Raw genomic sequence first — 24,833 nt, 5'->3', positions numbered from 1 at the left:
CGTTTGGCTATGATAATCCGCTTTTCGGAGGCGCGATTCTAAATTTGTCCGTTATCGCGCTGAAGTAGCGGGATTAGCAGAGGCAAATGCGTAAGTCCTAACTTATTATATTTCCAGATTACTCTCCTTTTCCGTTTGTTTCAATACATTGTACAAAAAACTGGCCCCGCAAAATGCGAGGCCAGCAGAAAGAACTAAATTTTCGTTTTGACTATAATACTGCTTCTTTGGCAGCTTTGGCTAATCGGAATTTTACAACAGTTTTGGCAGCAATTTGAATTTTTGCTCCAGTAGCCGGATTGATTCCAGCTCTTGCCTTCCTGTTTGCTTTAACCATTTTTCCGAATCCTGGAAGAATAAACAGACCGCTCTTTTTGACTTCAGAGTAAGCCATGTTTACGAGTTCTTCCATCAGCGTTGTCACGTCTTTCTTCGCAAGACCGGTCTTTTCGGCCAGTGCTGCCATAAGCTGTGACTTGGTCATCTTCGCCATAGTTTTTTTATATTAAATTAATTAACTCCCCTATGATATAAGATTGTAGCACACCCTCAAAATAAACGCTAGTGTTTTTGGGCTATTTTAAAAATCTTGTCAACCCCAAACCAAACCAAGCGCTTTTTATCCAAAAGAATATTCGTTCAAACAAAAAAAATTAGTTTGCGGTTAGGCGTGTTGGCCGACTTGTTCTCCTTTAACTTTAGCCAATTGAAAAGACAACACTATGGCGTAAACAGAAGAAATTCCTACGATTAAATAAACAATCCTAGACAAAATTGACATATCCCCGAAAATAGCCTTAACCAAATCGAAACCAAAAATTCCAACCAACCCCCAATTCAAACCCCCGATAATAAGGATTATTATGGCAACCCAATCCAAAGAATTTAGGTTTTTCATATCATTTCACCTCCTTTCAATTTGCCTTACTCTCATAATATAATACCTCGAAAAACTCAAGAAATTTCTCTGTTTCTAAGAAATAGATTCAGTCCTTGAAAAATACTCTTTTCCCTGTTAATATTGAACTATTATGATAAAAGAACTTCCAAAAAATTATAATGCGAAAGACTCTGAAAAAAAATGGCAGGATTTCTGGGAAAAAGAAGGGATTTACAAATTCGACAAGAATTCAAAAAGTCCTGTTTTTTCCATTGATACTCCTCCGCCGTACATTAGTTCTGATTCTCTCCACACCGGACACGCCATGAGCTATACTCAGGCGGAAATTATTGTCCGCTACCACCGGATGAAAGGAGAAAATATTTTCTATCCGATGGGCTTTGACGATAACGGCCTTCCAACAGAAAGATTTGTGGAGAAAAAATACAAAGTGGATAAATCAAAAATCACCCGCCAAGAATTTGTCGAACTCTGCCTCAAAGAAACTCGAGAAGGCGGAAAGAAATATGAAGAACTTTGGAGAAGATTGGGGCTTAGCGTTGATTGGTCGCTTCTCTATTCCACCATCAGTCCTTTAGCACAGAAGATTTCCCAAAGATCTTTTTTAGATTTATATCAAAAAGGAAGAATCTATCGAGCTGATCGGCCAACGCTTTGGTGCACTACTTGCCAAACAGCGCTCGCTCAAGCCGATCTTGAAGCCGAAGAAAAAGACAGCCAGCTAGTCTATATTAAGGCTCTAGCAGAAACCGGCGAAGAATTGGTATTCGCCACCACGCGTCCTGAACTTCTTCCGGCTTGCATGGGGATTTCAGTTCATCCCGAAGATAAAAGATACAATCATCTTATCGGAAAAAAGATAAAAATGCCTCTTACTAAAGCAGAAATAATCTTGACAGCCGACGAAGCTACGGATATGGATTTTGGAAGCGGTGTGGTTTACTACTGCAGTTTTGGAGGAAACGAGTGTATTGAATGGCTCTCTCGACACCCAGAAGCTAAACCAATAAAGCTTCTTCTTCCCAACGGAAGATTTTCAGAATTGGCCGGAAAGTATGAAGGCAAAAAATCTCTTGAAGTGAGAAAAGAAATAATTGAAGATCTGAAGGAATCTGGCGCTTTAGTAAAATTAGAGCCGACTAAACATGCTGTTTTTGTCCATGAGCGATGCAAAACCGATGTCGAATATATTAGGACTAAACAATGGTTCGTTAAAATAATAGACCTTAAAAAAGAACTCAAAAAACGTGGCGAAGAATTAAATTGGTATCCGAAATTTATGAAAGCTCATTTGGATAATTGGATTGACGGGCTCAAATGGGATTGGTGCATTTCCCGCGATCGTTTTTACGGAGTGCCATTTCCTCTTTGGCATTGCCAGGATTGCGGAGAAATAATTTTGGCCAAGAATTCAGAGCTTCCCGTCGACCCGAAGGAAAACCTCCCGAAAAATCCAACCTGTCCCAAGTGCCAAAGCCGGAACATCAAAGGCGAGATGCAAGTGATGGATACTTGGATGACTTCTTCCACTACTCCCCTCATTAATAATCATTGGAAAGAAAATGATGAAAGAAATATCTATCCGATGAGCGTTCGGGTGCAGGGATTTGAAATAATCCGCACTTGGCTTTTTTATACTTTGGTCAAAGCGCATCTCAACACTGATTCCATTCCTTGGAAAGATGTGATGATTTCCGGCTGGGGACTGGCCAAAAACGGAGAAAAAATGAGCAAATCGCTCAATAATTTTGTTACCACAGAAAGCATGCTGGAAAAATACGGCGCCGACGCTTTGCGCTTCTGGTCCTGCGGAGCCACCCTCGGAATGAACCTGCGCTTCAGCGAGGATGATATGCGCGCTGGACAGAAACTTTTGACCAAGCTTTGGAACGCCACCCGCTTTGTGATGATGAACTTAGAAGATTACAATCAAAACACAGAGTTATCAGAAAAAGATCTTGAGGAATCCGACCGATGGATCCTGGCCGAATTTCAAGAGCTGATTGAGAATGTCACAAACCAGTTTGAAAATTATGAATTTTTCAAAGCCAGAAATCTGCTAGAGCACTTCTTCTGGATCAAGTTTGCGGATAATTATATCGAGCTGGTAAAAGGAAGGCTTTATGGAGAAAATCCTGACAAAAAGTTATCGGCTCAGTTTTCCTTGTATCAAATAATTTCCAACCTGATCAAGCTTTTTGCTCCTATTCTTCCTCACATTTCCGAGGAGATTTACCAGCAATTTTTCAAATCTGCAACATCGATTCATCTAGAACAATGGCCAGCAACTAATTCTGAACTAAAAGCTGAGAGCGTTTCTGAAAATGGGAAGAAGCTGCTAGAAATTATCGCTGAAATCCGGAAACTCAAAGCGGAAAAAGGCTTGAAGCTTAGCGAATCTTTCAAACAGTTGGCCATTGAATCAGACAGCGATTTTGCGGAGAAAATAAAAGGAGATCTTCGAAATCTTTCCCATGCGGAAAAAATAGAATTTACCAAATCGAAAAAATTAAAAATAGAAATCAAAAAATAATTTCATGAATATTCTAAAATCATTTTTTCTTGGAATTCTGGGAGCACTAGGAGCGTTAGTTTTGGAAATAATAACCCTGAGCTCCCCTACTTCAATGCTTACTGACACAGAGACAATCTCCAGGGAGATCACATCTTTCGGCTACTTTTTTTTCCTTGCCATCATAATTGAAGAATTTTTAAAATATTTATTAGTTTACAAAGCTATCGCCAAAACAAACGCAGGGAAAAATATTGTCTTAAACTCTTTATTTTTTGGTTTTGGTTTTTCTATGCTGGAGATGTTTCTTATATACTGGAGCTGCCAAAATGGATCTCCCTTGGACTTGATCGGACTTTCTGGAATAGTAATAATTCACATCTCAACCGCAACACTGATGGGCTATTTCATAAGCAAAAATACCGTTAATTTCATTTCTGGGCTATTCTTCGGTTTTATCCCCGCTTTTCTAATTCATTCAGCCTATAATATTCTCAAAATAAGCGAAATTGCGCGCCAAAAGGAAATTACAATCATATTGTTAGCATCATTAATTTTTCTGGATATTTTCCTTTTGGTCAAATCAAAAATTGCCTATAATATCGAGTCAATTTAATCAAACCTTGCTTTTTAAGGATTCCTATTTTATACTAAAATAAGTTAAATAAATAATAAAATAAAGATATGACTAAAGTAAAAAAATCTTTTTTGGAAATCCTAACCGGAGCAAAAAAAATAGATGAGGAAGAAAACACCTCGATGCCTATTTATGCTGAAGAAGAAACGGAAATGATAATGAATAATCGGCCCGACCTCATGGCTCAGCCAGAAAGATCACCCAGTTCAAACTCCTGGACAAGCGCAAGCGATGTCGAAGGACAACTCACAATTGATGTATATCAGACAGAAACCGATATTGTGATAAAATCCACTATTGCCGGAGTAAAACCGGAAGATCTAGACGTGGCTATTAACAATGACATGGTTACTATTCGAGGAGAAAGAAAAAATGAAGAAATGGTCGGCAGCGAAAATTATTATTATCAGGAATGCTATTGGGGATCATTTTCCAGATCAGTTGTTCTCCCGGTAGACATTATTTCCGAAAAAGCCGAGGCTTCGCTCAAAAACGGGATTCTCACCATAAGACTTCCTAAAGCTGACATCAATAAGATTAAAAGAATTCAGGTTAGAGGATTCTAGTTTGTTATTTGATCCTACTTCAAAGAGCCGGCCGCTAGATTGGCCGGCTCTTTTCTTTAAGTGAAAATTAAGTTATTCTTAAGATATAAGCCTATGAAAAAGATCAATTTCTTCTATATTTTTGTTTTACTGTTATTTTCGGCCTTGGTGCCTAAAGTTTTGGCTGTTCAAACGCCAACCGCAAGCGTTCCAGCCACTTCTCTTTTTAGCTTTAAAAAATTAATCCTATCAGTAAAGGACCAGAAGGAAACAATCCCCGAGGAACAACTAAGAAATTTCGTTTCAATTGAGCCTACGCTAAAGATCAGCCTAAAAGAAAAATCAGAAATAGAGAATATCCATTATTGCCCCTCTAGCTTAGTACTATGCAGTCTTTTGTCCAATCAGAGACAAATGCTGATGCTGAGAAAAGAGACGAGAACCTCAGCTAACGAAGAAGAGATTAAAGATTTTTTAGACGCTTTGTCTGAGAAATTTGATAAGGATCCGATTGATGCAAAATTCCAAATCGGAGAAAATGGTATTATTGATTTTGCCAATAGTCAAGAAGGAATTGCGATCGATATACCTAAAAGTATCGAGGTTTTATCTGCTAATTTGACCAGTGATGAAGCATCTGAGGAAACTAAAGAAATTTCACTGCCTTATGATATAACTGAACCAAAAATAAAATCTTCCGAGGCTAATAATCTAGGAATTAACACCATTATCGGCGAAGGGTCATCAAACTTCAGAGGTTCTCCGAAGAATAGAATTTTCAATATTAATGTTGCTACGGAAAAATTCAATGGAATTCTTATTAAGCCCGATGAAGAATTCTCGTTTGTAAAAACGCTAGGAGAAGTAGACGGAGAACACGGATATGCTCCTGAATTGGTAATTAAAAAAGACAAGACTGAACCGGAATTTGGAGGAGGAATCTGCCAAGTTTCCACAACAGCCTTCAGGGCTGCCATCAATAGCGGACTGAAAATAACTCTTCGAAGAAATCATGCTTACCCTGTCGCCTACTACAATCCTCAAGGAATGGACGCTACTGTTTATATCCCTTGGCCTGATTTAAGATTTATCAACAACACTCCTAATAATATTTTAATTCAAACCAAAATTGAAGGCACTGTTTTAAAATTCCAGTTTTTTGGCACCAGCGATGAGAGAAAAGTGGAAATTATCGGACCAAAAATTTTAGAAAGAAATCCTGACGGATCAATGAAAACTACCTTCACTCAAAAAGTATACGATAAAGACGGAAACTCAATAATTGATGATGTTTTTAACAGCAGCTATGATTCTCCAAGTAAATATCCTCATCCGGGAGAAGAAAAACTTACTACCAAGCCTAGTGGCTGGTCAAGCAAGGAATGGAAGAAATATAAGCAAACTAACGACATATAAACTTAAAGTTTATTGACTAACGCCTTTTACTTTGTTATCATTTCTTCTGTTGTTTGCAAAATGCGCTGTTAGCTCAGTTGGTAGAGCAGTTGCCTCTTAAGCAAACGGTCGTGGGTTCGAATCCCTCACAGCGCACCAAAAATAAATATTGATAGCATCACAAAGTCATGCGCCCATAGTTCAACGGATAGAACACCAGCCTTCTAAGCTGGATATGAGGGTTCGATTCCCCCTGGGCGTACAAGATGGTGGGTATAGTTCAATGGTAGAACACGGGTTTGTGGCACCTGGGACGAGAGTCCGATTCTCTCTACCCACCCCCTTTTAAAATTTTATAAAAAATGCACCCTTGGCTCAATGGATAGAGCGTCTGGCTTCGGACCAGAAGGTTGGGGGTTCGAGTCCCTCAGGGTGCACAAAAATAAAAGCCTCGCATTGAGGATTTTATCAATTGAAAAGACTACTTGCCTACCAGGGGAATGTTGAAGTAGCGCCACTTTCAGAGGAAGCATCAGAGTTTGAACTGAGCCCGCTTGAATTTTCCGTATCATTCAGGGAGTTTTTCCCCTCGTCTGCATATGGAACAAAAATATTTCTCGTTATCCGAATAGGCTCTTCGTACTTGCTTTTCCTTCTTTCGCTCTCTTCCATAACACTTTTTAGTTCTTTTTCTTTTAATTGAATTCTTTTATCTTGGATATTTTTGTATTGATTTTTTTCTTCGTCTCCCCATTCGGATTTATAAAGAATGCCATACCAAAAATATATTCCAAAAAAAATAATGCCGGAGGAAAAAACCACAAACAAAAGTTTTAAATAAGAATCTAAAAAGACGGAAAAATTAGAAAAAATCTTCTTAAAATTTAGATATTCTTTTTTGAATTTTTGAAAATTCACGTTATTTTTCTTCTAAATAAAACACGCATTCAATTGTTGAATAAATTTTATCTTTATTTTCATCGATAGCAATTTCATTGAGTATGGAATTATTTGCAAATGGATTACTGGCAAAATTCGCAGAGCCTTTCTCAATGTTAGAAATCTTAAAATAAACCGCATCGGAATAGTATTTCATATTTTCTATCTTTTTTATAAATTCAAGAAAGCTGGAATAACTTCCTGATAAATCTATACTAACTTTTATATAGTTATCAGACGCAAGGCTTTCAAGCATAGTTTTGGAATTTTCGCCTTTTCCTTTTTTATCTTGAGTTTTATTATCATTTTTATCTTCTGGCAAATTTATTTTTATCTTATTGCCAGTTTCGTCTGATATTTTTTCGAGTTCTTCTATGAGATTTACTATATTTTCATTATTAAGAGAAATAGAAATGACATCCGAAATCTTCTGATCATTAATCATATCAAACTGCTCTCGAATAGAAGGAAGCTCGGAGAGTTTATCTTTTCTAATTTCTTGATCGGTTAGCTTCTCTTGAATTTTATTGTTTTCATCTTCTATTTTTCCTATCATCGGCCGAGCAATAAGAAAATAGGCTGCTCCGAAAGCGATAAAATAGATAGCTACCGATAAAAAAATTTTGTATTTTTTTAAAATCTCTTTCATTTTTTCTCTGTTAAATGAATCCGCCAAAACTCCTTGATTTAAAAATAAACTCAACTATGTTATTTTTTTAAACAATCTTCTTTTATCTTAAAATTAATTTGAAATCCGACATTCTCTTTCGACACCAAGCTCGAAAGAGGCGTTTCTACATCGGAAAAGCATTCTTCTGCCTTAATATTTTCTTGAAACTTAAGAAAATCATCTCTTGTTTTCGCCTTTCCAGCTAAAGACATGCCGTAGTCCGCAGTAACCAAATCACTAAGATACACATCATCGGCAATGATATCATTGATTTTGTAAAATATCCCCGACCAATTTAAATTATTTTTCTGTATTTTATATTTATACATCGCTTTGGAATTAATATCTTTGAATTTTTCCTCATATTTTTCCAATTCTTCGTATTCTTTCGGAGAATCATCTATCCTAAAGCTATCTCCTATCTCCTGCATCCTTAATTTTAAAGAAAAATTAACTGTCGCAAGAATTACAAAAAATGCTAATATGGGAACGGCGAAAAGAACTTCATTTCTTATGATTTTTAAAAAAGCTACCTTTTTTTTGATTTCTTCCTTCTTATATTCAGGAAGGAGATTGAGATAAATTCTCATAAATATAACCCCTTTAATGCCAACCCGATAGCCGTTGAATATTGAACCGATTTATTTTTGTCTATTATGGGAATCTTTTCTGAATATAAAAAGTTGACCCAAGGATTGCCTATTTCTATTTCCCTATTAAGTTTTTTTGAAAGATATGGAATAATTCCCTGCATATTAGAACCGCCTCCGCACATTATTATTCTTTCTACAGAAGTTGAGTAATTTAAGCTGCTGAGATAAAAATCGATCGTCTTTTCCATCTCTGACGATAAACCATCCAGGATCGATTTTACTGATCTAAAGATTACATCTTGTTGGGAAATCGATCCTATTCCATAGGCTATTTTTGTTTTCTCCGCTTCTTCAAAATTTACACTCAGCATTTTTGCAATCGCATCAGTCATCCCGCTTCCAGAAATAGGGATGCTGGAAGTAAAACACGGAATGTTGGCAATGATAATCAAGAGGCTAGTTCTTCTGTCGCCTAAATCAACAACCAAGGAAGCTCTCTCGTCGTCTTCTCTGAGCAAGCTCCTGGCTTGAGCAATCGATTCTATTTCCATCCCTACTACCTCCAGACCAGCTAGTTCAATAGTTTCCAAAAATTGATCAATAACTTTTTTAGAAAATGCCACTACCAAAACACTCATCTTGCCTTTTTCAGAAATAAAATTTCTATCTAGAACCTGCCAATCATAATAAACCTGATCTACTGACATTGGGATATTGGCTTCTATTTCCCATTTTATAGCCTCCTGGACTTCTTCAGTTTTTATTTGAGGAAGATTGATTATTCTGAGAAATGCCTTGGTTTCAGGCAAAGAACAAATAACTTTTTTGGTTTTTATTTTATGAGGGCACGCTCCATTCACTGCTTTTTTGATAGCGTTTACGACATTGTCCTGTTTTATGATCTCTCCATCAACAATACTTCCTTGCGATATATCTTCGGACCCAAAACTTATTACTTCTTTTTTTCCTCCGCTTTCTTTCATTTGGACAACTTTAACCGAAAGATCGCTTAAATCCAATCCGAATGCTCCATAAGAAAAATTAAAAATTTTTTTGTCCCAAATACTCATACAAGCATTTTACCACTAAACAACAAATTAAAAAAATATAAAAATATAAACTATAATCTAAAAACTGATTCATAGCTCTTCCCACAAATCTATGGAATATTCCGTGCCCGTTGGAAAATACGGGGGAGGAAAATAGAGAAGATTATTATCAAAGTTGTATATCCTTTCTCCAAATCCGCTACTTCCGTGAACCATAAAAGGCTGGAGATATGATGCCATGGCTCCATTAAAAGTAATTGAATTTTTACTGGTAAAATTCTGGCATATTCCCACCTGTCCGGATGTAGCAATTAAAGCTGCATCAGCAATAAAATTATCGGGACAATCTTTGATAACAGTGATATTGCGCCTAGCCACCAATCCTATTATCTCGCTTCCATCGTAATTCGTATAACGGATATTGCTCATCCCGATGTAAATATCGGATTGGCTTCCTCCTGCCGCTATAGTGACTCTTTTGTTGTTTATAGTACCTTCTACCCAAACATTATCATTCACATAGATTACTCCGTTATCAGGAATAGCATAATTACTCAGGCATTCTCCGCTACAAGTTGAGCATGTTCCTTCCCCGCTGTTTTTCAAATAATTGTTAATTGAACCGGAATTTTCCCAATAAAAGTTAACTGTGCAAATGTCATAGGTGCCATTGGTCTTTAAAATAATCCTTCTTCCAGCTCCAGTTGAATCAAAATATTTTCCATTTCCCTTGGAAGTAGCTTCTTCCATAGTCGTAAAACTGGAGGAGACGCCGCTAAAAGTTATTCCTGAAAGCGGAAATTCCCTTCCGGCCACAAAAACATCGCTGCGATCCGGAACAGTTCCTTCTGGCCAATTGCATCCGCTGGGAGCATCGGGATCAGCCGGAACTTTGTGAGTATGAACGCCAAACTCTTTGCTGTGACCCCCATGGGAAGGATCGTCAAAAGAACATGGAAGCGCACTTACGATATTATAGGCTTTGCCATCAAAACGTATCCCGGTATTTGAATGCGTTTTCCCATAAATCTCGGCTTGATCTCCTACATTGATAAAACTCTCGCTTAGCATTGCATATTCACTCCAAGAAGGCCTTCGAAATCTCACCTGGACTATTCTTTTCATATTCGGTTCTTTATACGTCCATCCAACCGATTTAACGGTTACAATAGTTGATCCTGGCTCCGGAGCAGTAACTTCAAGCTTGTATTTTCCTATTCCTTCATAATCTATTTCTGGATAAGGTTCCGAAGTTCCCAGAGCCGTTCCTCCTTGCCAAAAATTTTCAAGGTCCAAGGGCGTCTTTCCGGAAGTTTCATAGGCTAAATACCAGCGGTAGTAGTAAGCTCCGGCTTCAGCTATTTGAAAAGCTTCTTCTTTTTCTGCCCGGTTAAAACTAAACTTCAATTGAGAAACAACGTATCCCAGCATAGATACCAAAATAATCATAACAACAGTTATGATAACCAAGGCATAAGCCAGAGCCGAACCTCTTTTATTTTCTTTAATTTCCGATTTTGTCATAATCATTAAGATTTCTAATTTCTACAAAAGACTGCATTTTAATATTATCCGGAGCCCTGTCGGGGTTTATGTTTATTTCCAAATATATTTTCATTAGCCGGACATTTGAAATTTCCGCCGGGGTGCTCATTGGGTTATCTTCAGAATCTCCAGGATAATCTTTATTGTAATAATAAAAAATCGGCGTATCCTCATCGTTTACAATAGAATTAGCGATAATGGCTGTTGTCTGATCTCCAGCAGGATATGTTTTGGGTATTGTGCCAGTAGGATCTCTTATTCCCATTAAAATATTTTGATTACTTTTATAGAGATGCACCCTTTCTGTTATTCCATCTTTGTCATAATCAGAATAAATGACGAGATCGTTGTCATCGGCTGATTTTATTGGATAAGAACCATTGTCAGCTTGTCTGGCCCCGCGAATATAATTCATTGTTCTGCTTAGACCCTGAGAAACTGCCATAGATGACTGCCCCATTTCCAATGCATACGAGTTAGTTCTCCAAACCCGGGAAAAAAGAAGAGTAAATCCTTCCATTCCAATACCAAAAATTGCTATGGCCACCAACATTTCGACCAGAGTAAGTCCTTTTTTGAATTGTGCTTTCTTTTCAAAAATCATTTCTATGAAGCTGACAAAGTTACTGTTTCTATTTTTAACTGACTTGTGCTAACTGTTGCTTGGAAATTATTATTTTGAAACCCATCAGCTGTTATTTCAAGATCATAAGTTCCGCTGGCAAATAAATCGCTTGCAGTCGGGAAAAATGCCTTTCCTTCACTTGTCGATGATTGCGTAGCGTCATATCCGCTGGCATTACTTAATTTTACCTGTGCTCCGGAAATCGGAGAACCGTTGATATCTATCACTTTGACCAAAATAGAGGTATCGCTCCTACTGGCCAGCTTGACTTTAAAATTAAGCGATTGATCAGGGGAAAGGCTAAATTGCAAAGAAGGATCGACTGATATTATTTCATAGTTTGCGAGTGCGGATCCAACAAGAGAAAAAATATAGTCTCCCGGACTTGTTGCGCCAAAATCTTTTTCTCCATCCTCGTTAGTTTTTTCATCAGAATCAAGATTATAAACAACGTTAAAAGGATCTTCCGGATATTTTCCTATTTTTTTCCCTCCGATCAGATGAAAGTCTATATTAGACAAAGATTCTCCCAAATAATTTTCAGTAGAAACAGTCAGATTTTCTGCCAATTTATTTTGAATAATATAAGCTACATTAACCTTTCCGTCCCCAGTAACGACAGAGGCATAAGGAAAATCAGGAATATATGAAGTTATTGGATACGGAGGCATCGTGCTAACCGTCTCATACCCTGGCTTGCTTACTATAATTTCATATTTTTGAATTGAATCATTAATATTGCTTCCCATAAAAACCGCGTAACCGGAATTGTTTGTATCTTTTGCGGTATTCAGCCCAGTCTCTGAATTCTGCACCTGAACATAAGAGTCAGGAACCCCCGTTTCTTCTCCTTGGTCGCTATAAACATCTACTGAAAGTATGCCGTCTCCGGGATGTTCAACTTCCCGTCCAGGAGGAGGAAATAAAGAAGAAAGAATCACGCTCCCACTTGACAAGCCGCTATTACTCCAGGAGGCAGTGATAGTAACTTTTTTATAATCAGCCCACCAGACAGAATCATTTTCAGCTATTCCATCGAGCGAATCATCCACATATTCAACTAATGTATGGACGGCATATTGCTTGGTATTCTCAATAACGTTTTCATCTTGGGAAATGTTTCCTTCTATTTCTCCTCCAGTTGTTCCAATATCATCATATTTTAAATTCCTTACAGTTTCCATCTTCTCATTGGCTAAAGCAATCGCGCCTAAGCGATTTTTAGCATCTTGTATGTATCTGGTACCAACAGATATTACGGAATAAAAAGATAATGTTACCAGTACAAAAATAAAAAGCAAGACTAAGGCCTCAATTAGAGCGAACCCATTACTTTTTGTTTTTTGGATTTTGTTTTTCAATATTTTATTTTATGCTATCCATCATACTATACATCGGCTGAAGCATAGAAACCGCAAAAACACCTACCGCCGACCCAATGAGCAACATCAGCACAGGCTCGATAATGGAAGACATATTCTTGGTAATTTGATTTACTTCTTCCTCATAAAACTCAGCTAGCTTTAGCAAAACCGACTCTATTTTTCCTGTTTCCTCTCCCACTTCAATCATTTGAGGAACTAGGGAGGGGAAAATTTTTGGATAGGAAGAAATAATGGCGCTAAGACTGACGCCTTTCTGTATTTTCTCTATTCCATCATTGATAGCCTCTTTATAGAAATAATTTTCCAACGTGTCGGATGAAATTTTCAGCGCTTCTACCACCGAGACTCCGCTTTTTAAAAGTGAACTGTAAATTCTGGCAAAACGAGCGCAATTTATTTTTATAACGAGATTTTTAATAACTGGCATTTTTATCGACAAAAATCCAAAAAACTTTTTTCCTAACTTTGAACTCCAAAATAATTTTAAAAATACAGCAAAAGAAATAAAAAGAATAACGACTATAATGCTATGATTTCTCATAAAATCGCTCGTTGCGATTAGTGCTTTTGTTGTTGAAGGAAGCTCTACATCCATATCCTTAAAAACACTGGTCAGTTTTGGCAAAATAAATGTCATCATTATAATTCCTATTCCGAACATAGCTATTAAAATAACTGCTGGATACATCATGGCGCCTCTTATCTTTCCAATTAAGTCATGATCCTTTTCCAACTGAGTGGCGACGATATTTAAAGATTCCTCCAGTGTTCCTCCGGCTTCTCCAACTTTGACCATATTTACAAATAAATCACTGAAAACTAATGGGTATTTCCTAAGACTCTCGCTTAATGTTTCCCCCCTCTCTAACTCTTCGTGTATATCCAAAAGAATTTTTTTAAATTTTTTGCTTTTAGTTTGTATCGATAGATTTTTAACCGCTTTAGAGATAGGAAGCCCGGAAGATACCATAACACTAAGATTCCTGGCAAAAACCATCTTCTCCTTCAAAGGAACGCCTCCAAAACGATCAAAAAAACTAATCCTAGATCCTTTCTCTTCTTTTTCAATAAGTTTTATGGAAGTTACCAAGAAACCTTCACTGCGAAGACTCTGAGCTAAAGCCTTTTCGTCTTTTGTCTCTGCTTTTCCATTTTTAATGGCACCTTCAAAATTTTTGGCTGTGTAGCTGTATTTAGGCATAAAATAAAATTACTCCTTTGTTACTCTGATAACTTCTTCTATTGAAGTTGTTCCTTGAACCGCTTTAGCGAACCCGTCTTCTATCATGGTTGCCATTCCCTTTTCTTTCGCTTTTTTCTCTATTGTCTCAGTTGAAGCTGATTCGACAATTAATTTTTCTATTTCTTCATTGATGCCAAGAACTTCAAAAATTCCGACTCTTCCGCGATATCCTTCATTTCCACACTGTTCGCAACCTTTCGATTTATAGAATTTTATATTTGACCAATCGTCATCAGCTTTTATTATTTTATCAAATTCCTTGCTGTTTTTTAAATATTTTAAGATCCCATCCATATCAATGCCATTTTTTAATGTTTTTATCTCTTTATCCGTCAAGATATACTCGCTTCTGCATTCAGGGCAAAGTTTTCTAACAAGTCTCTGGGCAATGATAACATTAACAGTAGATGCGATTAAAAACGGTTCTGCTCCCATATCTATCATTCTTGGAAGCGCTCCGGATGCGCTATTGGTATGAAGCGTAGAAAGAACTAGATGCCCGGTCATAGCCGCCTGTATGGCTATCTCTAGAGTTTCTTTGTCTCTGATTTCTCCGACCATTATTATATCTGGATCTTGGCGAAGCAAAGACCGAAGCGCCGAAGCAAATGTCATTCCTATTTTCGTGTTAACTTGCGTTTGATTTATTCTGGGCATTCTATATTCAACAGGATCTTCGACGGTGCTGATGTTAACTTCAGCTGTGTTAATAATATCCATAACCGTATAAAGAGTTGTCGTTTTCCCGCTACCCGTCGGACCCGTTACTAAAACCATTCCGTTAGGTTTCTTTATTTCTCTGTGAACTATTTCAAGAGAAAGTCCGGAAAGCCCCATTTTTTCGAGAGTCAACCCCTTGGATGTCTCGTCCAAAAGGCGCATCACTATCTTTTCCCCATCAAAGACCGGCAATATGCTCACACGCAAAGAAAATTTGTAACTTTCATTTTCAATTTTAAACCTTCCGTCTTGAGGCAAGCGATGTTCATCAAGCTTCAAATTAGACAAAACTTTTATTCTAGCTACTAGACCAGAAAGAACCTCTCGAGGAAGAGTCATCGCATCGTGAAGAACTCCGTCTATTCTATAACGAACTACTACATCTTTTTCTTCCGGTTCAATGTGAATATCGCTAGCCGATTGAAGAATGGCGTGCTTAAGAAGCGTATCTATGATTCTTATTACAGGAAGCCCTTGGGCTATTTCTTCCAAATCCTCATCCTTTTCTTTATCTTGCTTTCCCGCTATTTCTTCAGAGCTTTTCTCTATGATATCTCCAAACTCGGCTTTAAGGCTTTTTTCGTATTGCCTTATCACTGATTGGATACTCTCAAGAGTAGCAAGGCATGGCGTTATTTTGAGACCAGTTTTCTTTTTTATAAAATCTATCGTTTGAAGATCTTCCGGATTAAGCATTGCTACTTTCAAATCCTTGCCGGTTTTCTCAAAAGCGACAATGTTATATTTTTTCGCGATTAATTCAGGGACGACTTGAAGAATATCTGGAGAAATAATATTCTTCTTTAGATCAACATAGGGGATCCCCAAGATATAGGCATACAACTTTCGGAGCTCCATATCACTAACAAGATTCTTTTCTAACAGAAAATTACCTAATTGCTTTCCTTCTCTAGCTGCCTCTTCGTAGGCCTCACTGAGTTTATTTTTGTCAACAATATTTGCGTCTAGAATGAAATCCTTCAGACGCTCATTCCCAATTCTCATTTTTTGTGTTTATTTTAAAATATTTTTTATTCAATGAATTCCGAGTATTTCTTTTATTTTCCTGGAAACTTCTTCAAGTTTATAATCAGCTTTTATCAAATATGTAGTTGCTCCCAATGCGATAGCTTTTTCTATATCATTTAAGCTTCCTAGGTTAGTCAAAAGAACTACTGGAATTTTTTTTGTTTTTTCATAAGATTTCAACTCCTTAAGGACTTCAAATCCATCTTTCCTGGGAAGAATAATATCGAGCAATATCAGATCGGGGGTTTTTTCTTTTCCCATCTTAACGCCTTCTTCTCCATCTAAAGCACAAAAAATTTCAAATCCTTCCTCGACCAGGAATTCTTGAAGAGCTTTTTGAAGAATACAGTCATCTTCAACAATTAATATTTTTTTCTTTTCCATATAATTTTTATTTTGTTAAATTATTTATCGGCAACGAAAACCAAAAATCAGATCCAATCCCTTCAATAGATTTAAACCATATTTTTCCTCCCGATTGTTCAACTATGTTCTTGCTTATATACAAGCCCAATCCAGTTCCTTCGGTTTGATAACGAACTGCGTTATTGCTCCGAAAAAATTTTTGAAACACTTTATCCTGTTGATTATCAGGTATCCCAACCCCGTTATCTTTTACATAAACATTTATGTTTTTATTATCCGCTTCAACTTTTATCTCAACAAATCCTTTTTTTTCAATATATTTTACCGCATTGGAAATAAGATTATCAATAACCACTCCCATTCTTTTTTTATCGCCAATAATTTCAGGAATTTCATCCGGTTTTATGAAATTAATTTCGACATTGCTAGCTTTAGCCAAGATATTATTATTTTTAATAATTTCAGCTATTATATTAATTATATTTATCTTTTCCTTGTTTAGAATAAGTTTTCCTTGATCAATTCTGGCTACATCTAAAAGATCATTAACAAGCCTCGCCATTGTTTCATGAGATTGCTCTATGTTGTTAATTAAGCTTAACTGCTTGGCATTTAATCCATTTCTATGTTTGGAAATAAGAAGCTCTAGCTCCCAGTTCATTTGGGAGAGCGGGGTTTTTAATTGATGCGAAGCTATGGTAACAAATTCTGACTTTATTTTATTTGCTCTGGCTATCTGCTCAACGCTTTTAATTATGATGTTTCCTATTGAAAAAATAACAATTACTACGGCACTTTCACTAAAAACCAAAACTTCAGGAGAATTATAAAAACGAGAAATATAATAAACAACTGCCATTACTATTACTATAAATATTCCCATTAGCATGAATAAGAAACTCGGAGCTTGCCAAACAGAGACACCCAAATCTTTTGCTTCTTTTTTAATGTTAAATTCAATTACAAAATCTTTTAATTTCATTGGGTTTATTGATTTTTTACTACTAAATTATAACACAAAATAAAAAAACAGAAAACACTCAAGCGCTTTCTGTTTTTTGAAAAAAATATATTTGTGATTTGTTAATATTCCTTTCTAACTCGTTTTAATTCGCTATTTCACATCATTCCGCCCATCCCCGGCATTCCTGAACCGCCGCTTCCGCAATCACATTTCTTTTCCGCCATATCAGTTACTACCGCTTCGGTAGTTAACAGCATCGCTACCACCGAAACTGCATTTTCAAGAGCTGTTCTGGTAACTTTTAGCGGATCGATAATTCCAGCTTTAATCATATCAGCTTCATATCTATCTTCTTTGGCATTATAGCCATAATTTACACTTTTTTGCTTTAATATCTCATTAATTATAACTGCCGACTCTTTTTTCCCGGTATTTTCTGATATTTGTTTCAACGGATCTGCCAAAGCTGCTATCAAAGCGCCGTATCCGGCATTAAATTCAACTGTCTTCGGTTCTGTTTTTTTTATCTTTTCGCTCAATTGCCAAGCTGCTTTAGCTAGAGCCACACCTCCTCCTGCTACTATTCCTTCTTCTACAGCAGCTTTTGTAGCTGACAAGGCGTCCTCCATTTTTGCTTTGATATAATTAAGCTCTGTTTCACTAGCTGCTCCTACCTTTATTACCGCTACACCTCCGGAAAGTTTTGCCATTCTCTTTTTGAGTTTTCCTTTTTCATAATCACCATCGGATTTTTTAATTTGATTCTCAATTTGCTCAACCCTGGCATCGATATCATTTTTCTTTCCTTTTCCTCCAATGATAGTGGTGTCATCTTTAGTGGAAATTATTTTTTGCGCTTTTCCCAGCATATTAAGCTCGATTTTATCCAATTTCATTCCTTTGTCCTCAGAAATAACCTGTGCTCCAGTCAAAATCGCAATATCTTCCAACATTTGTTTTCGATTATCTCCGAACTCAGGAGCTTTGATAGCCAAAACATTAAGCACTCCTCTGAGTTTATTCACGACCAAAGTTGCCAGTGCCTCTCCTTCAACTTCCTCGGCGACAATAACCATCTCTTTCTTCCCTTGCTTGGCAACTTTTTCCAAAATAGGCAAAATATCGGCAATAGCGGATATTTTTTTGTCAGTCACCAAAATATATGGCTCTTTTATTTCCGCTGTTTGGTCTTCAATGTTAGTAATCATATACGGAGAAACGTATCCCTTGTCGAAATTCATTCCTTCAACCACTTCTTTGGAAAATCCGAAAGTCTGGCTTTCTTCAACAGTGATTACTCCATCATTTCCTACTTCCTGCATCACGCCGGCAATCATTTTCCCCATTTCTTCCGACTCAGCAGAAATAGTTGCCACCTGAGCAATTTCTTCTTTGGAAGTTATCTTCTTAGAATTTTTTTTAAGCATCTCTATAATTTCATCTTTGGCTTTTTCCATTGATTGCCTTATTCCAATCGGGCTTATTCCTATTTCCACAAATTTTAGCCCCTCTCGAAGCAAGGCTTGGGCAATAACAGTGGAAGTGGTGGTTCCGTCTCCGGCAGCTTCATTGGTTTTGTCCGCTACTTCTTTGATAAGTGAAGCTCCGATATTTTCAAACTTGTCCTCCAATTCAATTTCTTTGGCAATGGTCACTCCGTCATTGGTAATAGCGGGAGAGCCGAAACCTTTGTCTAGAATAACATTACGGCCTTTTGGCCCAAGTGTGGTTTTCACCGTGTCGGCGACTTTATCAAAGCCGATTTTAATCTTTTTTCGCGCTTCCGCGCTGTATTCTATCTGTTTCGCCATAGTTTTAGGGATTTATATAATTACAAATTAGCAATCAAAACGCTTGACTGCTAATACATTCTAGAAAATATTTTGTTTCGTGTCAACCCGGCTATATTTTAAACTCAATCACATCCCCATCTTTTACAATATATTCCTTTCCTTCCGTCCGGAGCCAGCCTAGTTCCCGAGCTTTGCTCCAGGAGCCAGCCTCCAAAAGCTTGTCCCAAAAAATCACATCTGCCCGAATAAATCTGTCTTTGAAATCATTATGAATCGCCACTCCGGCTTCCGGGGCCGTCGAACTATTTTTAATTGTCCAAGCCCGGCTTTCATCTTCTCCGGTCGTCAGAAAGGTAATGAGACCTAAAAGTTTATATGATTCTAAAATAAGTTCGTTAATGTTACTTTTTAGCTCCATCTCTTCAATTTCTTCTTTTGACATTTTATTCAGCTCTTCTTCGATTTTGATATCCAAAACAATAAAATTTTCCCTCTTAGTTAGCTCTTCTGGAATTTTGTAGGAAACCCCGTTAAATAGCTTCGCTCCGACTTCGTCGGATTTAACGGGGCAAGCATTATAAACATATAGGAATGGCTTCATTGTTAAAAGTGAGAGTTCTCTAACGACTATTTTGGCTATTTCATCCTTCGAGTCTATTTCTGATTCAATGGCCAATTTTCCGTCTTCCAAAGCTTTCTTGATTTTTGCAATAATTTCTAGCTTTTTGCCTGAATCTTTAATATTTCCTTTTTTCTCTTTCTCAAATCTCAACTCTCCTTTCTCAACCGTTTCCAGATCGGCCAAAATTAATTCTGTGTTAATTATCTCAACGTCTTCAATCGGATTAACGCGATCATAAACGTGAGCTATGTTAAAGCTTTCGAATATCCGAACAACTTGAACAATCGCATCTACTTCCCGAATATGCGACAAAAATTTATTTCCCAGTCCCTCTCCAACTGAAGCGCCTTTTACCAAACCGGCAATATCGACAAATTCAACAATCGCCGGAACAATTTTTTTGCTCTTCGACATTTCCGCCAGTTTTTCCAAACGAAAATCAGGAACTTTCACGATTCCCACATTCGGCTCAATCGTGCAAAAGGGATAATTATTAATATCCACGGGATTGCGCGTCAAAGCCTTAAAAAGCGTAGACTTTCCAACATTGGGCAATCCAACGATGCCAACTTTCATAATTTTCGATTATCAATGATTAATTTACAAGATTTGAAAATTGTAAATTTCCGGTTTATTCCTTCTTTTTATTATCCTCATTTTCGCCATCTTGTTGCGCCGGTTGCTGTGCTTCCGTACTATTCTGCGATTCTTCATCTTTAAATTTATAATATGCTCTATTCTCTGCCCGAAGATCAACATATTCCAATTTGCTCCTTTCTCCCTGGTCAATTTCTTTATCTAAAAATGTCTTAAGCGTCCTGACACTATCCTCTATTGGCAAAACAGCAGAAAAATATATTTCCCATCCTTCTTCTGTTTTGACTTTAACTTCATCTGCCATTTTTGACCCTGTATGATATTCGCTATTTACTTTTATTCCAGTTTCTCTATCAAGCTCGTCTTTTAATGATATAGCGAATTTAATATAATTATCATTTAATATCTTTTCGCCCATTATTACAGGTTTACCGCTATTGTCAATGATGCTTAAAAGATTATTTTGTTTTATCTCTTCCGATTCAAAATCGGCTCCAGTATAAGCATAGCCATTTTCATCAATTATGAAGCATGGGCCGGCGCTGCACCATATCAGAAGCGATTTTCTTTCGGTAATTTTCACTTTTATTGAATCAGGAAAAATCTTTTCTATTTTTACATTGCTTATTTTCTTGAAACCTCCGAGAAGTTCTGATTTAATCTTGCTATATGGGAAAAGAATAAAATTATTCCTAGAAATAAGATTCAAAGTTTTTTTCGCCAACACTTCATTAATCTTATTGTTAACGTCTTCGCGATTTAATTCGATAGTTCCTTCCAAATAAACTTTTCTTATTTCCAGAAATGGTGAGAGAAAAAGAATATACGCCAGTGATACGGCAAACAAAAGAAAAATAAAACGAAAAATAATCTTTGAAAAAGCATCGTTCGACAAAACATCTTCTTTTCTCTCAAAAAAACTCTTTCTTTTTTTGGAAGCCCTGAGTTCGAGATTCAATCTCTTGTTTTTCTTTTTTCTCCAAAACATTTTCGTTTATTTTCTTAGGACTTATGCGCTTGCATCTTTAAAATTTGATTTTCTCGGATTGCAACAACAATCATATTTCCAAAAATAAATTTTCCAAAACCAATCTGGCATTAGCGTTGGTACTTTTTATTATTTCTAAACTTTTTTCTATTCTTTCTATTGTTCCAAAGCTAAAAAATCCTTTAGCATTGTTGCTTCTAAGAGCTTCCAGTCTGATAATCCACATCCAAAATTCAAATTTTTTTATAGCGTTCATCGTATCAGAAGACATTTTTTCCGCCAGCTTGAACCTTTCATTTACCCCAATATCGGGAAATCTTTTGATATGTTCCAACTCTTTCTTTCTGGCATCAAATTCTTCCTTATTTTCTTTCATTTTTAGCGCCAGCCCCGGACGACCCATTGAAAAAGTTACTAAATCGTTGGAATCTATGTCGCCATCAAACATTTTCTTAATTTCTTTCAAATCTGCTAAAGAAAAATTTATTTTCTGGCACCTTGATTTTATTGTAGAGATAATTTTCGAATCATTGTGCGTTACCAGGATAATAATTGAAGTTTCATTAGGCTCTTCCAGCGATTTTAGCAAAGCGTTTTGAGCAGAAACAGTCATCCGATGGGCATTATTAATGATCAAGACTTTCTTTTTTCCGCTATATGGATACAGGGCTAAATCTTTTTGCGCTTCCCTAATTTTTTCTATTTTGATATCTTTTTCTTTTTTTACTCCCTTTTTTTCTTCAATTTCCGGTTCAATAGTTGCCAAATCAAGCTCATCTTCTTCTTTTCCCGCAAGTGATAATACATCATTTTTAAATATGTTTCTCTCAGAAATTACAGAATTGGCAAAAATTTTTGCCAAAGTAAATTTTCCCACTCCCTCTGGACCGGAAAAAAGATAAGCCTGAGAGATTTTTCTATTCTCTATGGCTTTATTTGATAATTTTACTGCTTTAGCATTGCCGATAAAATTCATTATAAATTTTCAATGATCAATGATCAATTTTCATTAAATTTACAATTATCAATTTTCAAAACTTGAAAATTTAGTCATTGAAAATTGATTGCAAATTGAAAATTGAAAATTACAAAACTTTATTTATAAACTCACCTAATTTTCTCTTAAATCTCTCTTTCGAAAACTCTTTAGCCCTATTAATAATATCCGCTTTATCATAGCTATTTTCTTTTTCAATGAATCTTCTCACTCCATCCGCCAAAACTTCGGGAGTCTGCGCATCGAAAAATTCTCCGGTTTTCCCTTCCTCGACGATTTCCAGTGCCCCGCCTTTTCGATAAGCGATTACCGGCACGTCATAGCTCATCGCTTCAACCATCGTCATTCCAAAATCATCATCCGACGGAAAAATAAAAGCCCTGGCATTTGAATAATATTCAGATAATTTTTTATCGGAAGCCCAGCCCAATATCTTTATATTATTTTTGGCTATTTTTTCCAAATATTTTTTTTGTTTTCCTTCGCCGATTATCACCAGTGGAAGCCCTAATTTATTAAAAGCTTCAACCGCCAAATCGACTTTCTTGTATGGCGATAAACGAGAAACAATTAGAAAAAACTTGTCATCCTGAGTCGCCGCGACGAAGGATCCCGAACAATTTAAATTAAAGCCTGTATTGCTAACACTGGGATTCTTCATTTCGTTCAGAATGACAGAATTGTAAGCCGGAGGATAAATCACCAAACTTTCTCTTCGATAATATTTTTTAATTCTCTCTTGCGTATAGCGAGAATTGGCAATCAAATAATCCGGCCTTTCTGAGGCTAATTTATCCCACATCCGAACATAGCTAAGCAATAATCTGGAAAAAAATCCTCTGATATATCCGTGCGAAAGTTCCCAGACAAATCTCATCGGAGAATGGAGATATGAAATATGAACTGTATTGAGTCTAGTTATAATTCCCTTGCTCCAAGCTCCGGTTGAAGAAATAACCAGATCAAAATCCCGCAGATCAAATGTTTCCGGAACAACCACGAAGGATGGCAAAAGCCACTGGTATCTTTTTCGCAAAAACTTGGGAAACTTTTGAAGATATGAAGTCCTGATTTCTTTCTTGGCAAACTTATCACCCATTTTCTCCTGGTCATAAAGCAAAGTATAGATCGGCGCTTCCGGAAAAATCTCCGCTATCACTTCCAAAACCCTCTCCGCCCCGCCATACTGGATCAGAAAGTCATGGACAATGGCTACTTTTAAATCTTTCTTTAACATAAAATTAAATCAGCAATTTCCTCCCCGCATTTTTCCCAACTGAACCTCTTCACATTTTCCAGTCCTTTATTTATTATATCATTTTTCAATTTTTCCTCCGAAATTAGCTCGTATGTTGCTTCCGCAATTTCTTGCGGACTGTTAGGATCCACTAAAATCGCTGAGCATTTGTCATCCTGAGCCGCCTCGGCGAAGGATCCCGAATGATTGCAAAAAAAACTTTTATTGCTAACTCTGGGATTCTTCGCGAGGCGCTCAGAATGACAAACAATCTCTGGCATCGAGGAAATATTAGAAGTCACGACCGGAGTTCCTACGCTTTGCGCCTCCAAAATTGGCAAACCGAATCCTTCATAAAAACTGGGGAACAGAAACACATCTGCATTTCTAATTAATTCATATTTTTCCTCGTTGCGCACAAATCCCTTTAAAATAATATCACTTTTGTATTTTGTATCTTGAATTTCAGATTTTATTTTTTTAAAGCCATAACCCTTTCCTCCTGCCAAAATCAGCTTATGCGAAATATGATATTTTTCCTTTAAAATCTCAAAAGCTTCAACAATACCGACAACATTTTTTCGCTCTTCAAGACGTCCGATAAATAATAGATATCTTGTATTTTTTTTGTCATTGAAAATTTGATCATTGGAATTTGATTGAAAATTGAAAATTGAAAATTGAAAATTGCTATCATATCCCTCATAGATAACTTTTATCTTTTCCGGCAAAACTTTATACAACTTTATCAAATCATTCCTAGTGTTATTAGACACTGCTATGATAGTCTTTGCCCACCGGCAGGAATTTTTAATCACGCATCGCATATAAATCCTTTCCCAAAAAGAATAGGCCTTGGGACAAAACTCATATTCCAAACCGTGTATTGTAACCACGGTATTATCGGGATGTATGAACGGAATCGTATGCGCCGGAATAAATAAAACATCTGCCGGATGAAATAACAATTCCAGCGATAATCCGATTTGCGTCCATAAATACGGCCATCTAATAACTTTTGTCCTCCAATCTTCAGGAAGCTTGAAATCTATTTGCTGATTCTTGCGGATATATAAAACAACCCGATGCCCTTCCAGTTTATTCATCAGGTTTTTGATTGTTTGATAAGAATATTCTTCGATACCGGTGCGGTTTTTTTGAAAAGCCCGCGAAGCATCAATGCCTATGACTTTCGTCATATCGCGAATATCCGCAAATTATAAACGAATGAATTCGAATACATTAGTTTAACATTCGCGACAATTAGCGTTACTTAGTCATCATTATTGTCCTCTTGTACACTTCCAGATTATCAAGAGCGATTCCGATTCCTTTTATCACGCAAAATAGCGCATCGTCAGCCACATAACATGGGACGCCAATTGTTTTTGTGATAAGTTGATCCAAATTTCGAAGGAGCGCCCCGCCGCCGGAAAGAACCATTCCTTTATCAATCACATCCGCCGCCAGTTCCGGAGGAG

General features: G+C 36.8%; 24 protein-coding genes and 4 tRNA genes. 8 read left to right on the top strand and 20 right to left on the bottom strand.

The window, feature by feature from the left end; genetic code table 11:
- Positions 1-211: 211 nt before the first annotated feature.
- Both WC906_01270 and WC906_01265 read right to left on the bottom strand, forming a co-directional pair.
- Complete coding sequence (locus WC906_01270; GenBank protein ID MFA5777051.1) at positions 212-493, bottom strand: HU family DNA-binding protein; 282 nt, start codon at positions 491-493, stop codon at positions 212-214.
- Positions 494-664: 171 nt separating this feature from the next.
- Positions 665-898: a DUF378 domain-containing protein gene (locus WC906_01265; GenBank protein MFA5777050.1), complete on the bottom strand. Its 234-nt coding sequence runs from the start codon at positions 896-898 to the stop codon at positions 665-667.
- A gap of 133 nt (positions 899-1,031) precedes the next feature.
- On the opposite strand from WC906_01265, the gene WC906_01260 reads away from it, so the two are divergent.
- From WC906_01260 to WC906_01225, 8 genes are all read left to right on the top strand, one after another.
- Positions 1,032-3,434 (top strand): valine--tRNA ligase, encoded by a 2,403-nt coding sequence (locus tag WC906_01260; GenBank protein MFA5777049.1) that lies wholly within the window; start codon positions 1,032-1,034, stop codon positions 3,432-3,434.
- 4 nt (positions 3,435-3,438) lie between these two features.
- The gene (locus WC906_01255) at positions 3,439-4,029 is read left to right on the top strand and encodes a PrsW family glutamic-type intramembrane protease (protein MFA5777048.1); all 591 of its coding nucleotides are present in this window, start codon (positions 3,439-3,441) and stop codon (positions 4,027-4,029) included.
- Between the two features lie 68 nt (positions 4,030-4,097).
- Entirely contained in the window at positions 4,098-4,616 is a 519-nt protein-coding gene (locus WC906_01250; protein MFA5777047.1) for an Hsp20/alpha crystallin family protein, read from the top strand.
- 93 nt (positions 4,617-4,709) lie between these two features.
- Positions 4,710-6,011 (top strand): VanW family protein, encoded by a 1,302-nt coding sequence (locus tag WC906_01245; GenBank protein ID MFA5777046.1) that lies wholly within the window; start codon positions 4,710-4,712, stop codon positions 6,009-6,011.
- A 62-nt stretch (positions 6,012-6,073) separates the two neighbouring features.
- Positions 6,074-6,149: transfer RNA gene (locus WC906_01240), tRNA-Lys, on the top strand.
- A gap of 31 nt (positions 6,150-6,180) precedes the next feature.
- Positions 6,181-6,252, top strand: a tRNA-Arg gene (locus WC906_01235).
- 7 nt (positions 6,253-6,259) lie between these two features.
- A tRNA-His gene (locus WC906_01230) sits at positions 6,260-6,330 on the top strand.
- Positions 6,331-6,354: 24 nt separating this feature from the next.
- Positions 6,355-6,427, top strand: a tRNA-Arg gene (locus tag WC906_01225).
- Positions 6,428-6,479: 52 nt separating this feature from the next.
- Here the strand turns inward: WC906_01225 and WC906_01220 are convergent.
- The 18 genes from WC906_01220 to WC906_01135 all read right to left on the bottom strand — a co-directional run.
- Positions 6,480-6,908 (bottom strand): hypothetical protein, encoded by a 429-nt coding sequence (locus WC906_01220; protein MFA5777045.1) that lies wholly within the window; start codon positions 6,906-6,908, stop codon positions 6,480-6,482.
- Position 6,909: 1 nt separating this feature from the next.
- Entirely contained in the window at positions 6,910-7,578 is a 669-nt protein-coding gene (locus WC906_01215; protein ID MFA5777044.1) for a hypothetical protein, read from the bottom strand.
- Between the two features lie 59 nt (positions 7,579-7,637).
- The gene (locus WC906_01210) at positions 7,638-8,189 is read right to left on the bottom strand and encodes a PilN domain-containing protein (GenBank protein MFA5777043.1); all 552 of its coding nucleotides are present in this window, start codon (positions 8,187-8,189) and stop codon (positions 7,638-7,640) included.
- Positions 8,186-9,262 carry a type IV pilus assembly protein PilM gene (gene pilM, locus WC906_01205; GenBank protein ID MFA5777042.1) on the bottom strand — a complete coding sequence of 359 codons (1,077 nt, stop codon included), beginning with the start codon at positions 9,260-9,262 and terminating at the stop codon, positions 8,186-8,188. The genes WC906_01210 and pilM overlap by 4 nt, the downstream gene beginning before the upstream one ends.
- 69 nt (positions 9,263-9,331) lie before the next feature.
- A complete protein-coding gene (locus WC906_01200) occupies positions 9,332-10,765 on the bottom strand; it encodes a pilus assembly PilX N-terminal domain-containing protein (protein ID MFA5777041.1) in 1,434 nt (477 codons plus the stop codon).
- Entirely contained in the window at positions 10,746-11,390 is a 645-nt protein-coding gene (locus WC906_01195) for a prepilin-type N-terminal cleavage/methylation domain-containing protein (GenBank protein ID MFA5777040.1), read from the bottom strand. The genes WC906_01200 and WC906_01195 overlap by 20 nt, the downstream gene beginning before the upstream one ends.
- Before the next feature lie 2 nt (positions 11,391-11,392).
- Positions 11,393-12,772: a carboxypeptidase-like regulatory domain-containing protein gene (locus WC906_01190; GenBank protein MFA5777039.1), complete on the bottom strand. Its 1,380-nt coding sequence runs from the start codon at positions 12,770-12,772 to the stop codon at positions 11,393-11,395.
- A 4-nt stretch (positions 12,773-12,776) separates the two neighbouring features.
- Positions 12,777-13,997 (bottom strand): type II secretion system F family protein, encoded by a 1,221-nt coding sequence (locus tag WC906_01185; protein ID MFA5777038.1) that lies wholly within the window; start codon positions 13,995-13,997, stop codon positions 12,777-12,779.
- 9 nt (positions 13,998-14,006) lie between these two features.
- Complete coding sequence (locus WC906_01180; protein MFA5777037.1) at positions 14,007-15,764, bottom strand: ATPase, T2SS/T4P/T4SS family; 1,758 nt, start codon at positions 15,762-15,764, stop codon at positions 14,007-14,009.
- A gap of 30 nt (positions 15,765-15,794) precedes the next feature.
- Positions 15,795-16,172: a response regulator gene (locus WC906_01175; GenBank protein ID MFA5777036.1), complete on the bottom strand. Its 378-nt coding sequence runs from the start codon at positions 16,170-16,172 to the stop codon at positions 15,795-15,797.
- 7 nt (positions 16,173-16,179) lie between these two features.
- Positions 16,180-17,136, bottom strand: a complete 957-nt coding sequence (locus WC906_01170; GenBank protein ID MFA5777035.1) for a HAMP domain-containing sensor histidine kinase — start codon at positions 17,134-17,136, stop codon at positions 16,180-16,182.
- Between the two features lie 137 nt (positions 17,137-17,273).
- The gene (groL, locus tag WC906_01165; GenBank protein ID MFA5777034.1) at positions 17,274-18,929 is read right to left on the bottom strand and encodes a chaperonin GroEL; all 1,656 of its coding nucleotides are present in this window, start codon (positions 18,927-18,929) and stop codon (positions 17,274-17,276) included.
- Positions 18,930-19,020: 91 nt separating this feature from the next.
- The gene (ychF, locus tag WC906_01160) at positions 19,021-20,109 is read right to left on the bottom strand and encodes a redox-regulated ATPase YchF (protein MFA5777033.1); all 1,089 of its coding nucleotides are present in this window, start codon (positions 20,107-20,109) and stop codon (positions 19,021-19,023) included.
- A 55-nt stretch (positions 20,110-20,164) separates the two neighbouring features.
- Complete coding sequence (locus WC906_01155; GenBank protein ID MFA5777032.1) at positions 20,165-21,118, bottom strand: FtsQ-type POTRA domain-containing protein; 954 nt, start codon at positions 21,116-21,118, stop codon at positions 20,165-20,167.
- A 70-nt stretch (positions 21,119-21,188) separates the two neighbouring features.
- The gene (locus tag WC906_01150) at positions 21,189-22,094 is read right to left on the bottom strand and encodes an AAA family ATPase (GenBank protein MFA5777031.1); all 906 of its coding nucleotides are present in this window, start codon (positions 22,092-22,094) and stop codon (positions 21,189-21,191) included.
- 109 nt (positions 22,095-22,203) lie between these two features.
- Positions 22,204-23,352: a glycosyltransferase gene (locus tag WC906_01145; protein MFA5777030.1), complete on the bottom strand. Its 1,149-nt coding sequence runs from the start codon at positions 23,350-23,352 to the stop codon at positions 22,204-22,206.
- Positions 23,346-24,551, bottom strand: coding sequence for a glycosyltransferase family 1 protein (locus tag WC906_01140; GenBank protein ID MFA5777029.1), 1,206 nt, complete (start codon positions 24,549-24,551; stop codon positions 23,346-23,348). The genes WC906_01145 and WC906_01140 overlap by 7 nt, the downstream gene beginning before the upstream one ends.
- Before the next feature lie 70 nt (positions 24,552-24,621).
- A partial coding sequence (locus WC906_01135) for a rod shape-determining protein (GenBank protein ID MFA5777028.1) occupies positions 24,622-24,833 on the bottom strand: 212 nt, incomplete at its 5' end.

Source organism: Parcubacteria group bacterium, from assembly GCA_041657845.1.
GTDB lineage: Bacteria > Patescibacteriota > Minisyncoccia > Moranbacterales > JAKLHP01 > JAKLHP01.
The sequence above is the reverse complement of the archived record's forward strand: the minus strand, read 5'-3'. Positions and strand labels throughout refer to the sequence as shown.

Excerpts from the sequence above, each read along its gene's own strand:
- WC906_01270 (MFA5777051.1), bottom strand. The coding sequence starts at position 493 with ATGGCGAAGATGACCAAGTCACAGCTTATGGCAGCACTGGCCGAAAAG.
- WC906_01265 (MFA5777050.1), bottom strand. The coding sequence starts at position 898 with ATGAAAAACCTAAATTCTTTGGATTGGGTTGCCATAATAATCCTTATT.
- WC906_01260 (MFA5777049.1), top strand. The coding sequence starts at position 1,032 with ATGATAAAAGAACTTCCAAAAAATTATAATGCGAAAGACTCTGAAAAA.
- WC906_01255 (MFA5777048.1), top strand. The coding sequence starts at position 3,439 with ATGAATATTCTAAAATCATTTTTTCTTGGAATTCTGGGAGCACTAGGA.
- WC906_01250 (MFA5777047.1), top strand. The coding sequence starts at position 4,098 with ATGACTAAAGTAAAAAAATCTTTTTTGGAAATCCTAACCGGAGCAAAA.
- WC906_01245 (MFA5777046.1), top strand. The coding sequence starts at position 4,710 with ATGAAAAAGATCAATTTCTTCTATATTTTTGTTTTACTGTTATTTTCG.
- WC906_01215 (MFA5777044.1), bottom strand. The coding sequence starts at position 7,578 with ATGAAAGAGATTTTAAAAAAATACAAAATTTTTTTATCGGTAGCTATC.
- WC906_01210 (MFA5777043.1), bottom strand. The coding sequence starts at position 8,189 with ATGAGAATTTATCTCAATCTCCTTCCTGAATATAAGAAGGAAGAAATC.
- pilM (MFA5777042.1), bottom strand. The coding sequence starts at position 9,262 with ATGAGTATTTGGGACAAAAAAATTTTTAATTTTTCTTATGGAGCATTC.
- WC906_01200 (MFA5777041.1), bottom strand. The coding sequence starts at position 10,765 with ATGACAAAATCGGAAATTAAAGAAAATAAAAGAGGTTCGGCTCTGGCT.
- WC906_01195 (MFA5777040.1), bottom strand. The coding sequence starts at position 11,390 with ATGATTTTTGAAAAGAAAGCACAATTCAAAAAAGGACTTACTCTGGTC.
- WC906_01185 (MFA5777038.1), bottom strand. The coding sequence starts at position 13,997 with ATGCCTAAATACAGCTACACAGCCAAAAATTTTGAAGGTGCCATTAAA.
- WC906_01180 (MFA5777037.1), bottom strand. The coding sequence starts at position 15,764 with ATGAGAATTGGGAATGAGCGTCTGAAGGATTTCATTCTAGACGCAAAT.
- WC906_01175 (MFA5777036.1), bottom strand. The coding sequence starts at position 16,172 with ATGGAAAAGAAAAAAATATTAATTGTTGAAGATGACTGTATTCTTCAA.
- WC906_01170 (MFA5777035.1), bottom strand. The coding sequence starts at position 17,136 with ATGAAATTAAAAGATTTTGTAATTGAATTTAACATTAAAAAAGAAGCA.
- groL (MFA5777034.1), bottom strand. The coding sequence starts at position 18,929 with ATGGCGAAACAGATAGAATACAGCGCGGAAGCGCGAAAAAAGATTAAA.
- ychF (MFA5777033.1), bottom strand. The coding sequence starts at position 20,109 with ATGAAAGTTGGCATCGTTGGATTGCCCAATGTTGGAAAGTCTACGCTT.
- WC906_01155 (MFA5777032.1), bottom strand. The coding sequence starts at position 21,118 with ATGTTTTGGAGAAAAAAGAAAAACAAGAGATTGAATCTCGAACTCAGG.
- WC906_01150 (MFA5777031.1), bottom strand. The coding sequence starts at position 22,094 with ATGAATTTTATCGGCAATGCTAAAGCAGTAAAATTATCAAATAAAGCC.
- WC906_01145 (MFA5777030.1), bottom strand. The coding sequence starts at position 23,352 with ATGTTAAAGAAAGATTTAAAAGTAGCCATTGTCCATGACTTTCTGATC.
- WC906_01140 (MFA5777029.1), bottom strand. The coding sequence starts at position 24,551 with ATGACGAAAGTCATAGGCATTGATGCTTCGCGGGCTTTTCAAAAAAAC.